This is a genomic window from Halorarius halobius (assembly GCF_024298865.1).
GTDB lineage: Archaea > Halobacteriota > Halobacteria > Halobacteriales > Haloarculaceae > Halorarius > Halorarius halobius.
Window position 1 is genome coordinate 2,892,753 of sequence record NZ_CP101161.1, and the last position, 12,244, is coordinate 2,904,996.

15 protein-coding genes are annotated in these 12,244 nt (G+C 70.8%); 8 read left to right on the forward strand and 7 right to left on the reverse strand.

Annotated features, from left to right (window positions below; all coding sequences use genetic code 11):
- The first annotated feature begins 70 nt into the window (after positions 1 to 70).
- Positions 71 to 1,327: an HflX GTPase family protein gene (locus NL112_RS15480; RefSeq protein ID WP_255149748.1), complete on the forward strand. Its 1,257-nt coding sequence runs from the start codon at positions 71 to 73 to the stop codon at positions 1,325 to 1,327.
- On the opposite strand, the gene NL112_RS15485 is transcribed toward NL112_RS15480, so the two are convergent.
- Positions 1,301 to 1,786 carry a CopD family protein gene (locus tag NL112_RS15485; RefSeq protein ID WP_255149749.1) on the reverse strand — a complete coding sequence of 162 codons (486 nt, stop codon included), beginning with the start codon at positions 1,784 to 1,786 and terminating at the stop codon, positions 1,301 to 1,303. The genes NL112_RS15480 and NL112_RS15485 overlap by 27 nt on opposite strands.
- Before the next feature lie 66 nt (positions 1,787 to 1,852).
- Between NL112_RS15485 and yqeC the strand changes: the two genes are divergently transcribed.
- Positions 1,853 to 2,554, forward strand: coding sequence for a selenium cofactor biosynthesis protein YqeC (yqeC, locus tag NL112_RS15490; RefSeq protein WP_255149750.1), 702 nt, complete (start codon positions 1,853 to 1,855; stop codon positions 2,552 to 2,554).
- A 4-nt stretch (positions 2,555 to 2,558) separates the two neighbouring features.
- Here yqeC and fdhF read toward each other — a convergent pair whose 3' ends face one another.
- On the reverse strand, positions 2,559 to 5,699 hold the full coding sequence (gene fdhF, locus NL112_RS15495) for a formate dehydrogenase subunit alpha (RefSeq protein WP_255149751.1): 3,141 nt from the start codon (positions 5,697 to 5,699) through the stop codon (positions 2,559 to 2,561).
- Positions 5,696 to 7,180, reverse strand: coding sequence for an NADH-ubiquinone oxidoreductase-F iron-sulfur binding region domain-containing protein (locus NL112_RS15500; protein ID WP_255149752.1), 1,485 nt, complete (start codon positions 7,178 to 7,180; stop codon positions 5,696 to 5,698). The genes fdhF and NL112_RS15500 overlap by 4 nt, the downstream gene beginning before the upstream one ends.
- 87 nt (positions 7,181 to 7,267) lie before the next feature.
- On the opposite strand from NL112_RS15500, the gene hisC reads away from it, so the two are divergent.
- The 5 genes from hisC (at position 7,268) to NL112_RS15525 (ending at position 10,308) form a co-directional block, all read left to right on the forward strand.
- Positions 7,268 to 8,335: a histidinol-phosphate transaminase gene (gene hisC / locus NL112_RS15505; protein ID WP_255149753.1), complete on the forward strand. Its 1,068-nt coding sequence runs from the start codon at positions 7,268 to 7,270 to the stop codon at positions 8,333 to 8,335.
- The gene (locus NL112_RS15510; RefSeq protein WP_255149754.1) at positions 8,332 to 8,838 is read left to right on the forward strand and encodes an adenylate kinase family protein; all 507 of its coding nucleotides are present in this window, start codon (positions 8,332 to 8,334) and stop codon (positions 8,836 to 8,838) included. Before hisC ends, NL112_RS15510 begins: the two co-directional genes overlap by 4 nt.
- Complete coding sequence (locus NL112_RS15515) at positions 8,835 to 9,443, forward strand: CDP-alcohol phosphatidyltransferase family protein (RefSeq protein WP_255149755.1); 609 nt, start codon at positions 8,835 to 8,837, stop codon at positions 9,441 to 9,443. Before NL112_RS15510 ends, NL112_RS15515 begins: the two co-directional genes overlap by 4 nt.
- 53 nt (positions 9,444 to 9,496) lie before the next feature.
- Positions 9,497 to 10,033 (forward strand): multiprotein bridging factor aMBF1, encoded by a 537-nt coding sequence (locus NL112_RS15520; RefSeq protein WP_255149756.1) that lies wholly within the window; start codon positions 9,497 to 9,499, stop codon positions 10,031 to 10,033.
- Between the two features lie 98 nt (positions 10,034 to 10,131).
- Positions 10,132 to 10,308: a DUF7511 domain-containing protein gene (locus NL112_RS15525; protein ID WP_255149757.1), complete on the forward strand. Its 177-nt coding sequence runs from the start codon at positions 10,132 to 10,134 to the stop codon at positions 10,306 to 10,308.
- On the opposite strand, the gene NL112_RS15530 is transcribed toward NL112_RS15525, so the two are convergent.
- The 3 genes from NL112_RS15530 to NL112_RS15540 are packed head-to-tail and all read right to left on the reverse strand — an operon-like array spanning position 10,301 to position 11,190.
- Positions 10,301 to 10,477 carry a hypothetical protein gene (locus tag NL112_RS15530; RefSeq protein WP_255149758.1) on the reverse strand — a complete coding sequence of 59 codons (177 nt, stop codon included), beginning with the start codon at positions 10,475 to 10,477 and terminating at the stop codon, positions 10,301 to 10,303. The two genes, NL112_RS15525 and NL112_RS15530, sit on opposite strands and share 8 nt — an antisense overlap.
- 54 nt (positions 10,478 to 10,531) lie before the next feature.
- A complete protein-coding gene (locus NL112_RS15535) occupies positions 10,532 to 10,852 on the reverse strand; it encodes a DUF7521 family protein (RefSeq protein WP_255149759.1) in 321 nt (106 codons plus the stop codon).
- Positions 10,852 to 11,190 (reverse strand): ArsR/SmtB family transcription factor, encoded by a 339-nt coding sequence (locus NL112_RS15540; RefSeq protein ID WP_255149760.1) that lies wholly within the window; start codon positions 11,188 to 11,190, stop codon positions 10,852 to 10,854. The genes NL112_RS15535 and NL112_RS15540 overlap by 1 nt, the downstream gene beginning before the upstream one ends.
- A gap of 212 nt (positions 11,191 to 11,402) precedes the next feature.
- Here NL112_RS15540 and tpiA point away from each other — a divergent pair, with 212 nt between their 5' ends.
- Positions 11,403 to 12,047: a triose-phosphate isomerase gene (gene tpiA, locus NL112_RS15545; protein WP_255149761.1), complete on the forward strand. Its 645-nt coding sequence runs from the start codon at positions 11,403 to 11,405 to the stop codon at positions 12,045 to 12,047.
- Here tpiA and NL112_RS15550 read toward each other — a convergent pair.
- Positions 12,044 to 12,205, reverse strand: coding sequence for a hypothetical protein (locus NL112_RS15550; protein WP_255149762.1), 162 nt, complete (start codon positions 12,203 to 12,205; stop codon positions 12,044 to 12,046). The two genes, tpiA and NL112_RS15550, sit on opposite strands and share 4 nt — an antisense overlap.
- Positions 12,206 to 12,244 lie beyond the last annotated feature (39 nt).

The window sequence follows — 12,244 nt, forward strand, 5'->3', positions numbered from 1 at the left end:
CGTCGCCTGACCGGCGCCCCGCGCGTCGGCCCCGGCCCGCACCGATTCTCGACCGACGGAACACACGGCCATGTCACGAGCAGTCATCGGAGTACGGACGGACAGCGGCACAGCGGACACGACCGAAATCGAGGCGCTGGCGGGGACCGGTGGGTACGAGGTTGTCCACGCGACGGGGGTAGTCGCGCCCAGGGACGCCACCTACAACCTCCCGCCAAGAGTGGTCGACGACCTGGCGACGGCCGTCGCCGACACGGGCGCGGACACAGTTGTCGTCGACGCCGACCTCACGCCCGGACAGGCGTTCAACCTCGCCGAGCGGTTCCCGGAGGGGACGACCGTCCTCGACCGCTACCGGCTCGTCCTCGACGTGTTCGAGGCCGGAGCGGGGACGAAAGCCGCCCGGCTACAGGTCGAGCGCGCGCGGTTGGAACACGAACTGCCGCGCCTCCGCGAGCGCATCAACCGCGACGAGGCGACCGAGATAACGCGCCACGACGAGGAGGGCAAGCCGATTGAGGACCACAAGCGCCGCATCGACGAACTGACGCGGAAACTGAAGCGCATCGAGGACCCCACCGCGGAGCGGATGGCACGGCGCCGCGAGGCGGGGTTCGACTGCGTGGCGCTGGCGGGCTACACCAACGCCGGGAAGACGACCCTGCTCCGGCGTCTCGCCGCGGCCGTCGACAGCGAAGCCTCGGGGCCGGCGGACCTCGACACCGGCCCGGGCGTCGCGGACCGCCTCTTCGAGACGCTCGGCACGACCACCCGGCGCGCGACGTTCGGGGAGCGGCCGGCGCTGGTCACGGACACCGTCGGGTTCGTCTCGAACCTCCCCCACGACCTCGTCGCACCGTTCGAGGCGACGCTGACGACCGCCCACCACGCCGACGTGGTGGTTCTGGTCGTCGACGGCTCCGACCCGGCCGAGATGATTCGGCGGAAGGTCGCCGTCGCCCGCGACCAGCTCGCCGACACCGAAGGAGCGGTCGTCCCGGTCGTGAACAAGGTCGACCGACTGGACGGCGCGGCGCTCGCGACGGCCCGCGAGGCCGTCGGTGGCGACCCCGTCGCCGTCAGCGCCCGGGACGGCGGCCTCTCGGCGCTTCGCGAGCGCGTGCTCGCGGAACTGCCGACGGAGCGGACGACCCTCCGGATGCCCAACTGCGACGCGGCGATGTCGCTCGTCTCGTGGGCGTACGACCACACACGGGTCCACGACGTGTCGTACGGCGACCGAGTCACCGTGGAACTGTCAGGTCGCCCGGCGGTCGTCGCGGAGGCAAAGCGGCGCGCGTCAGAGACTCGCGCCGGCGGCCAGTAATCCCGCGTCGACGAGCACCAGCACCGCCGCCACGGATGCGGCCCGGAGGAACGGCCGGGCCTCGCGGGCCGGGGTCCGCACCTTGTCCTGGTCGGTCCCGTCGCGGAGTTTCGAGGCGCCGACTTCGACGAACGCCACCATAGCCAGCCACAACACGAGCATTCCGAGCACGAGGTGCCCCCGCCCGCTACCGGTCAGCGACTCGAACGTGTAGATGACGCCGGCCTGGTGGCCGCCGGTGAGGAACACGAACACCGAACTGACCCGGGTGACGGTCGTCAGTTTCCCGGTCGCGGCCGCCAGCGTCTCCGGGGCCAACTCGCCGGCGTGGGCGACCGGATTGACGGCGTAGGTGAAGAACAGCACCGCGCCCGTCATCAGCGCGCCGAACAGCATGTGGACGACGTACGACACCGTGAGGTCGACGTTCCCCAACTGCAAGAGGAAGGCGGATTCCATACCGGGCCGACTCGCGGGTGCACCGTCAACCTACCGTTCTTTGGGGTTCCGCACCCCGGTTCGGGCATGGACCTCGACGACGCCTTCCCGGGGCGCTCGCTCGCCGTCGTCGGCGCCGGCGGCAAGAAGACGACGCTGTACGCGCTCGCGACCGCCCGCGACCGCGCGGTCCTGACGAGCACGGTCCGGATTCCGCCGTTCCGCGAGACAGTCCGGAGCCTCGTCACGGAGGACCCCGTCGCGGCGCTTGAGGGACCGTTCCCGCTCGGCCTCGCGGCCGAAGACGAGGGCGACCGACTGCGGGGGTACGACCCCGCTGTCGTCGACGACCTGATAGACGCACACGCTGGCTCCGTCCTGGTGAAAGCCGACGGCGCTCGCACCCGCCTGCTGAAGGCCCCAGCGGAGCACGAACCCCGCTTGCCGGAGCGCGTCGACACGGTCGTCCCCGTCGCCAGCGTCCGCGCGGTAGGAGAGCCGTTGACCGACGAGCACGTCCACCGACCAGAGCGCGTGGCCGAGGTGACGGGGCTGTCACCGGGCGACGAACTCGGCGGCGAGGACGTGGCCCGGGTGCTCGCCAGTCCGGAGGGTGGCCTGAAACGCGTTCCCGACGGTGCGCGGGTGGTCCCGCTGGTGAACATGGCCGACACCGAGCGACTCGCGGACACCGCACGGACCATCGCTCGACGGGTCCACGACCGGGCGGATGTCGAACAGGTCGTGGTCGCGCGGATGGACCGGGCGGAGATCGTCGACGTGGTGTGACCGGTCAGTCGTCGGCCGCGAGACGGTCGGGGTCGGCTTCGGGGCCGACCGGTTCGATTCGGACGCTCGACACCTTGTACTCGGGGATGCCGCTCTGGGGGTCCAGCGTCTCCTCGTTGGTGAGGCGGTTCACGGCTCCATCAGCGAAATGCATCGGGACGAACACGACGCCCTCGCCGACGCGGTCGGTCACCGTCGCACGGACGGTGATGTCACCCCGCGGCGAGGTGACGCGGACGTACTCGCCGTCGCTCACGCCGAGCGACTCGGCGGTCGCCGGATGTATCTCGACGAACGCTTCCGGCACGTGGTGGGTCAACCCCTCCGCGCGGCGGGTGAGCGTCCCGGTGTGGAAGTGGTACATCACCCGCCCGGTGGTCAGCGTCAGCGGGTACGCCTCGCCCGGCAGTTCGCCCGGCCGGCCCATGTCGGCGGGGACGAACCGTGCCATTCCGTCCTCGAAGTTGAACCCGGCCTCGTAGAGGAACCGCGTCCCGGGGTCGTCGGCGTCGCGGCAGGGCCACTGGAGGCCCCCCTCGCGTTCGAGGCGGTCGTGGCTGATGCCGCCGTATATCGGTGCGACCTCCGCGATTTCGTCCATCACGCTGGCGGCGTCGGGGTAGTCCCAGTCCGCACCGAAGCGGTTGGCGACCGACTGGAGGATATCGAGGTCCGGGCGGGCCTTCCCGGGTGCGTCCAGCGCCTTCCCGACCAACTGCACCCGGCGCTCGGTGTTGGTGAACGTCCCCGACTTCTCGGCGAACGACGCCGCCGGGAGCACCACGTCGGCGTGTTCCGCGGTCTCGGTGAGAAACAGGTCCTGCACGACGAGGAACTCTAATTCCTCCAGCGCGCGCTCGGCGTGGGAGATGTCCGGTTCCGAGAGCGCGGGGTTCTCCCCCATCACGTACAGGCCCTCGACGTTGCCATCGAGTGCTTCGTCGAACACCTCCGGCACCTTCAGCCCCTCGCCCTCCGGCGGGCGGGTACCCCACACGTCCTCGAACTCGTCTAACACCTCGGGGTCGGTCGGGTCGCGGTAGCCCGGGAGCTTGTTCGGGAGCGTCCCCATGTCACCGCCGCCCCCCTGCACGTTGTTGTGCCCGCGGAACGGCGAGAGGCCGGCGTTCGGCTTGCCGACCTGTCCGAGCAACAGCGCGAGGTTCGCCACCGCGAGCACGTTGCGGGTGCCGTGGCTGTGCTGTGTCATCCCCATCGCCCAGCCAAAGACGACGTTCTCGGCGTCGGCGAGCGTCTCTGCCGCCCGCTCGAGGTCCGCGGGCGCGACGCCGGCCAGCCGCTCCACCTCGTCGGGCGTGAACGGCTCCACCTTCTCGCGGAGCGCCTCGAAATCGTGGACGTGCTCGTCGACGAACGCCTCGTCGTACATGTCCTCCTCGATGACGTACCGCGCGAGCCCGTTGAGCCACGCGATGTCGTATCCCGGTTTCGTGCGGACGTACTGGCCGGCGTGCTCGGCGATGCCGACCTTCCGGGGGTCGAACACCACGAGGTCGGCACCGTCGCGGACGTTCTGCTTGATGCGCGTGGCGAGCACCGGGTGGCTCTCGGTCGTGTTCGACCCCGTGATGAGGTAGGCGTCGGCGTTGGCGACGTCCTCGATGGAGTTGGTCATCGCGCCGTAGCCGACCGTCTGGAGCAGGGCCGCAACCGTCGAGGAGTGACAGAGTCGCGCGCAGTTGTCGACGTTCTTCGTCCCCAGCACCGCGCGGGCGAACTTCTGGAGCAGGTAGTTCTCCTCGTTCGTGCATTTCGAGGAGGCGAAACACGCCACGCTGTCGGTGCCGTGGTCGGCCTGCACCTCTCGCAGGCCCTCCACGACCCGGTCCACGGCTTCGTCCCACGACGCCTCGCGGAACTCCCCGTTTTCCTTCACGAGCGGCGTCGTCAGGCGGTCGTCGCTCCCGACGAACTCGTAGCCGAACTTCCCCTTGACACACGTCGAGAAGTCGTTGGCCGGCGCGCCGTCCGGCCCCGTCGCGCGCACGCCGAGTACCTCGTCGTCGTCCGCGTACACCTCGAACCGACAGCCGACCGCACAGTAGCCACAGGTCGTCTCCGTCTTCTCGACGCCGCGGAGTCGGCCGTCCGCCACGAGCGTCGCCACGTCGAACAGTCGCCCCTCCGAGAGCGTGTTGGCGGCGACGGCTTCCGCGGCGTGCTCGCCCATCACGAACGCGTCCTCCGCGGTTTCGCGGGCTTTCCGCTTCGCGCGAGCCATGAAGCCGGCGACGCCGGACTGCGCCGGTTCGTCAGGCGGGCCGGCGCCGCGGTCGCGCTCGCTCTCGATCGTCTTCCCGACGGAGTTCTTCTGTGTGAACCCCGGGAGCGGGAGCGTCGTCGCGTCGGTCAGCCCCTGCTCGACGAGCGACCCGGTCGGACAGACCGTCGCGCAGTGGCCACAGGAGACGCACGTCGAGTCGGCCATCGCGTCGGCGTCGTTCTGGAACGCGATGCGCGTGTCCTCGCCGGAGCCCTCGATTTTGAGGACGCCCTCGACCTGCACGTCGTTGCAGGCGTCTACACAGCGGTTACAGAGGATGCATTTGTTGCGGTCTATCTGGATGTTCGGCGAGGAGTCGTCGAGCGGTTCGTACGCGTCGCGGTCGTCGAACACGCCGTACCGCGGGTGTTCGACGCCGTTCTCGATGGCCGTGTCCTGTAGCTCACAGCGGCCGTTCTTCCCGCAGGTCGTACACCGGAGGTTGTGGTTCGACAGCACGAGGTCGAGGTTCACGTCGCGGGCTTCCGCGGCGGCGGGGTCGTCGGTGCTGACGGTCGCTCCCTCCCGTGCCGGCCGCGAGCAGGCGGCCACAAGTTCGCCGCCTTCCGCGACGGTGCAGGTGCGACACGTCGAGCGCGGGCCTATCAACTCGCTCGCGTCGCTGTCGCGGTCGTAGTGACACAGCGCGGGCACCTCACGGCCGGCGGCCTCCACCGCATCGAGCAGGGTGCTCCCGGCCGGCACGGTCACCGTCTCGCCGTCCACCGACAGCGTGACGGGGTCGTCACCGACCGCCAGCGGCGGGTCGTTCGCGGTGCCCGTCTCGAAGTCCTCGGTCAGCGGCGTCTCGTGTTGCGGGTCCTCGACGCCCGGCACGCGCGGCAGGGGGTCGGAGCTCACCGGCACTCACCCGCCGGACAGCGGCCGTTCGCGTGGGCGGTGAACGCCGGGCCGAACTCGTCGAGCGCCGTCAACACGGGGCGGGCCGCCTCCGTGCCGAACTCGCACAGCGAGGTGTCTCTCACCGTCAGGCCGAGTTCCCTGACCTCGCCCGCGTCGAACTCGCCGTCGTATATCTCACGGAGGAGTTCGTGGAGCTGTTTCGACCCCTCGCGGCAGGGGACACACCGGCCGCAGTTCCCCTCGCGCGCGAGTTTCGCCCGCGTCCCGGCGACGGCGACCGGACACCGACCCGGTTCGAACAGTTCGACGCCGCCAGCGGTGCCGAGACGCGCCCCGGCCATCGCGTCGGCGTTCGCCGGCACCGACAGCGACCGCGTGAGGCCGCCGAACCGCCCGCCGACGCAGGCCGACTCGAACGACGGCCGGCCGACGCCCCGGAGCGCCTCGGACAGCGGTGCGTCCGTCGGCACCTCGACCGTCGCGCGCTCGTCGCCGTGGATGACCGTCAGGAGCCGCGTCCCCGGGTCGGCGGGCGCGCCGACCGCCCCGTCGCGGGCCAGCGCCATCGCCTGTGCCAGCGTCCGCGGCGTGTGGACGACCGTGGGCCGGCCGAACAGACCGTACTCGGCGGGCCCCGGCGGTCGCCGCCGGGCCTCGATGCGCTCGCTCCCCTCCAGCGATTCGAGCGTCATCGTCGGCTCCGTCACCCGGTAGTCGTCGGGGGCGGTGACCACATCGACCGGCGCGTCGAGGTAACCACGGTCGTCCGCCGCCGCGACCAGGGCCTCGACCCGCGAGCGGGCGAGCGTGTCGCTCTCGGCGACGGCGACGACCACGTCCGTCGCGTCGACGCGGGCCGCGACGGCGTCGGCACCCGCAAGCACCGTCGCCGGGTCCGACTCGAGGAGCAGACGGTCACCGTCGATAGCCGGGTCCGTCTCCGTAGCGTTGACGACGACGACCGGGTCGCCAGCCGTCTCGCGGGCGAGGTCCCACGTCGCCGCGACGCGCCGGTCGGAGCCGACCGCACGGGCGGCATCGCCCCGCCCGCGGCCACGGAGACCGGCGTCCCTGACCGCGCTCTCGACCCGTTCGGGGTCGACCTCGTCGAGCGCCGCCGGGGCCGTGGGGTCGACCCAGCCACAGTGCCGGAGCACCCGCCGCGTCCCGGCCCCCAGCGGCCCGCCGCTCGGCTGTGGAGGCACGTCGGGCGCGTGGTCGACGGTGGCGTGTGCACCCTCCGTCGGCAGGTCGCCTGCCGAAAGCGCCGCGGCGAGTCGGTCGGCACGCTCGGGCGTCACGTCGGCGTGGATGGCCGTCCGACCGTCCAGCGTGGCGAAGGCGAGCGGTTCCAGACGCGACGCGCCGGTCGGCCCGACTTCGAGCACTCGCACCTCGCCGCCACGGGCGGCCTCGACCCCCCGCTCGCCGCCGGCCGCGGACCCGACGGTCAGCCGCAGGGTCGCGTGTGTGTCCATGGCACGGACCACGGCCCGGACCGTCAAAAGCGTGTCCGGGGGCGGCGTGTGAGCACGCTTAAGGCGAGTCGGGCGCTCGGTTCGGGTATGCAACCACGGGACCTCTCCGCCCACGTCCCCTACGAGGCAGGGCGGGGTATCGAGGAGGTGGCCCGCGAACTCGGGTTCGACCCCGAGGACCTGGTCAAACTCTCCTCGAACGAGAACGCGTGGGGGCCGTCGCCGGAGGCGGTCGTCGCGCTCCGGGAGGCCGCCGGGACGGTCCACACCTACCCGAAGGCCGCCCACACGGACCTGACGGAGGCGCTGGCCGACGAGTGGGACGTCGCGCCCGCGCAGGTGTGGCTGGCCAACGGCGGCGACGGCGCGCTCGACTATCTCGCGCGGGCGACGCTCGACCCGGGCGACGAGGTGCTCGTCTCCGACCCCGGGTTCGCCTACTACGCGATGTCGGCCCGATATCACCACGGCCGCGTGAACGAGTACCCCCTGCGGAAGGCCGACGACTTCGAGCAGACGGCCGAAACGGTACTCGACCACTACGACGGCGAGCGGGTCGTCTACGTCACGTCGCCGCACAACCCCACCGGCTCGGAGATGCCGCTCGACGAGGTGGAGACGCTCGCCGACCGCACCGACGAGGAGACGCTCGTCGTCGTCGACGAGGCGTACGGCGAGTTCTCGGCGTCGCCGTCGGCGGTCCGGCTGGTCCGCGAGCGCGACGACGTGGCCGTGTTGCGGACGTTCTCGAAGGCGTACGGACTCGCGGGCGTCCGCCTCGGCTACGCGCTCGTCCCCGAGCCATGGGCCGACGCGTACGCCCGCGTCAACACGCCGTTCGCGGCGAGCGAACTCGCCTGCCGGGCCGGTCTCGCGGCGCTGGGCGACGAGGCCCACGTCGAGCAGGCCGTCGAGGGCGTGCGGTGGGCCCGCGAGCACCTCCGGTCGGAACTCGACTGCCCGACGTGGCCCTCCCAGGGGAACTTCGTGCTTGCGGAGGTGGGCGACGCGACCCGGACGTTCGAGGCCGCCAAAGGGCGGGGCGTCATCGTCCGCGACACCTCGTCGTTCGGTCTCCCCGAGTGCGTGCGCGTCACCTGCGGCACCGAGGAGCAGACGAAACGCGCCGTCGAGGTGCTGAACGAGGTAGCATGAGGGTCGCCGTCACCGGGACGCCCGGCACGGGCAAGACCACCGCGGTCGAGCGGGTCGACACCGGCCTCCAGGTGGTCCACCTGAACGACGTCGTCCGCGAGCAGGGGTTCGACACCGGCATCGACGACGAGCGGGGGTCGGTCGTCGCGGACATGGAAGCGCTGACCGACTGGCTCGCTGACCGCGAGGACGTGCTCGTGGAGTCGCATCTCGCCCACCAGTTCCCGATGGACCGGGTTGTGGTCCTCCGGTGTCATCCCGACGAACTGGAGCGGCGCCTCACGGAGCGGGGCGAGACGGACGCGAAAGCCCGCGAGAACGCGGAGGCGGAGGCGCTGGACGTGGTGCTGTCGGAGGCCGTCGAGCGCCACGGCCTCGACAGCGTCTACGAGATAGACACGACCGACCTGACGCCCGACGAGACGGCGGCCGAAATCGAGGCCGTCGTCGCGGGCGAGCGCGACCCCTCCGCGGGCGAAGTCCAGTTCATCGACTACCTATGACGCTCGACCAGTACCGCTCCGTCGCGGACCGCGCGCTCGACCCGCTCGTGCGGGCGGCCGTCCGCGTCGGCCTGACCCCGGACGCCATCTCGGTCGTCGCGTTCGGCACCGCCGCCGCCGCGGGCGTCACCTACTACTACGCGGTGCCCGGCGGCCTGCTGTACCTGCTCGGTGCCGTCCTCGTGTTCTGCAACGGCGTGCTCGACGTGCTCGACGGGATGGTCGCGCGCCGGACAGACACCGCTTCGAAGGCGGGCGACTTGCTCGACCACGTGCTCGACCGCTACGCCGACATCGTCGTCATCGCGGGGCTGGCCGCGGGCGTCGGCCGGTACGCGCTGGGGCTGGCGGCCGTGACGGGCGTGCTGATGACCTCGTATCTCGGCACGCAGGCCCAGGCGGTCGGCCTCGACCGGGTGTACGGCGGGCTGGTCGGCCGTGCCGACCGCCTCGCGCTCATCGGCCTCGTCACCGCGGCGGCCGCGTTCACTACCATCTCGGTTCAGGGGCTCTCGCTCGTGGCGCTGTTGCTCGTGTTCTTCGCTATTGTGGGGCATCTGACCGCACTCCAGCGGTTCTACTACTCGATGCGCGCGCTGGAGTAGGCGCCGTTCCCCGCCGTCGTGCGTTTTATACCCCGCGCTGGCTAACGCCGGGTATGGTCCAGTGCGAGATGTGCGGCACGGACGTCGCCGACCCGAAGACCGTGAAGGTAGAGGGCGCGGAACTCGACGTCTGTTCCGACTGTGCCGACTTCGGGACCGAGGTACGCGACGAGTCGACGTCGACGACGTCGACGAAGTATTCGACCTCCTCGTCGTCGGGGTCGTCGTCCACCTCGTCGAGTTCGTCGTCGGGGTCGTCCTCGTCGTCCGGTGGCTCACAGCGCCGGCGCGACATGTTCGACGAGATGGACGAAATCGCGCAGGACTACGACGAGCGCATCCGGAACGCCCGCGAGTCGAAAGGCGTCTCCCAGGAGGACCTCGCGCGGGAGCTGAACGAGAAGGCGAGTCTCATTCGGAAACTGGAGCGGGGCGACACGCTCCCCTCCGACAAGGTCCAGCGGAAACTCGAGAAGGCGCTGGGCATCTCGCTCACCGAGGGCGCGGCGACGGGCGACGACGAGGAGTACGAGAGCGACTCCTCGACCGGGTCGTACACGCTCGGCGACGTGGTCAAGCGGAAAGACTGACCGGCCGCAGGGAGCCGCCTGAAGCGGTCAGGAGCACTCGGTATGCGTCCCGAACCGTCATAGCAGGGTTTATTCTTAATCAGCTACCTGTCTACCACATGGAAGAGCGCGTGCCGGAGGCCACCCCTGAAGCGCTGACCGCGACGCTGGTGCGGTACACCGACGGGCCCGACCAGTTGACCATCCACCCGGAGGACGCGGACGACGTGACGATGATGGGGGCGTGGATAACGGCCGACGCGGGCGCGTTCGTCGCGCTCGACGAGGTCAGATAGCCTCCGTCTCGGACAGCGGCACGACGTGACGCCCCGGTCCACCCTCCGGAGGGTCGTCCAGCGCCACCCCGACCACGGGTTCCCCGCCCTTCACGGTGTACGACGCCTCGACGACGGTTCCCTCGTGCCGCTCGCCGTCGACGGTGACGGCGACCCGGGTGCCCTCCATGCGACCCCTTCGGGTCGCCCGTCTCATACTCCCTTCGCCTGTGGCAGGCGTCCGTCACTCTCTCGCGCGAAGCGAGTAGAGCAGGACGAGGATGCCCGCCGCCTCGGAGGCGCGCGAGGCGACGAGCGTGTACTCTATCGCCGGAGCGGTCGCCGCGAAGTAGCGGGCGACGAACGGAACGACGACCATCTCCGCGAGACTCGGAACCACCGTTATCAACAGCATTCCGACGGCGAGATACAGCATCGGCCTGCTCTCGTTACGCCGGTGGCCCTGGTAGGCGCGAGCGGTGATGACTACCCCGAGGACGACGACGAGTAGGCCGAGCGCGAACGCCGCGGCGGCCGGGAGCGGCGTCGGTCGCAACTGCGACATCACAGCTCCTCCCACATCTCGGTGAGGCGGTCCGCCGGGTGACCGCTCCGGTCGACGCTGACTGCGAACCCGTCGTCGTCGGCCGTGACGACCAGTCGGTCGAGCCGCGACCGGTAGATGCTCCGGTGGTGGCCGTCGTCGTCCACCTCGGTCGCCTCCGCGAGGAGACCCAGTTCCTGCAACCGTTCGACCCGTCGGTAGACGGTCGGGCGCGATACGTTCAGCCGCTCGGCGAGTTGGGGTGCGGACATGGCTGTCGAGTTGGTTGCCCGGAGGATGCCGCGGGCGTACTCGTCGTCGAGGAGGGCGAAAAGCTCCGCCGGAGGGACCTCGGGCACGCACGGACCGACCGCGCCGACCCACATAAATCGGGGCGCGGTGTTTCCGGGCCTGAAACACTGCCTGCGACACTATACCGGTCGCGGACGGTGTTGGTCACGCGGGGCCGGTCCCACGCTGACGCCAGCCCTCCACCACTCTGGCGGGCGTCGAAACCGGCGAGCGCCGCGAGAACGGACAGCTATTTGCCCCGCCCCGCGCGTCTCCCGGTATGTTCGTCCTCGTCAATCTGAAGGCGTACCCGTGTGACCCCGTCGCCGTCGCGTCCGCCGCGGCGGATGTGGCGGACGACTCGGGCGTCCGGGTGGCCGTCGCACCCCAGGCCGCCCACCTCGGTACGGTCGCGGACACGGGCGTCGAGACGTTCGCACAGCACGTCTCCCCCGTCGAACACGGGAGCCACACCGGGTCGACGCTCGCGGAGGCGGCCGCCGACGCGGGCGCGACCGGAACCCTGCTCAACCACTCGGAGCGTCGGCTGAAACTTGCGGACATCGACGCTTCCTTGCGGGTCGCAGAGCGTGCCGGCCTCGAAACCGTCGCCTGTGCGAACAACCCCGAGCAGATAGCCGCCGTCACGGCGCTGGGACCGGACGCCGTCGCGGTCGAACCGCCCGAACTCATCGGCACCGGAACCCCCGTCTCGCAGGCCGACCCCGACGTGGTGGAGGACGCCGTCGCGGCCGCCGCGAGCGTGGACGACGACGTCGACGTCTACTGTGGCGCCGGCATCTCGACGGGCGAAGACGTGCTCGCCGCTCGCGAACTCGGGTCGACGGGCGTTCTGTTGGCGTCGGGCGTGGCGAAGGCCGACGACCCCCGGGCGGCGCTGGAGGACCTCGTGAGCGGTCTTTAGCTTCCGTACCAGTCCATCCGCCGACCGCGGAGCACCGCGGCCAGCACGAACCCCAGCACGCCCCCGAGCAACACGCCGTCGAGCGGGTCGAACACCACCGCGGTCACGGTAGCGACCACGAGGATACCGAGGACGGTCAGCGCGTCGATACGTTCCATGTGGTCGGTCGCTCCGCCGCCGTGATAAAACTCGGGCCG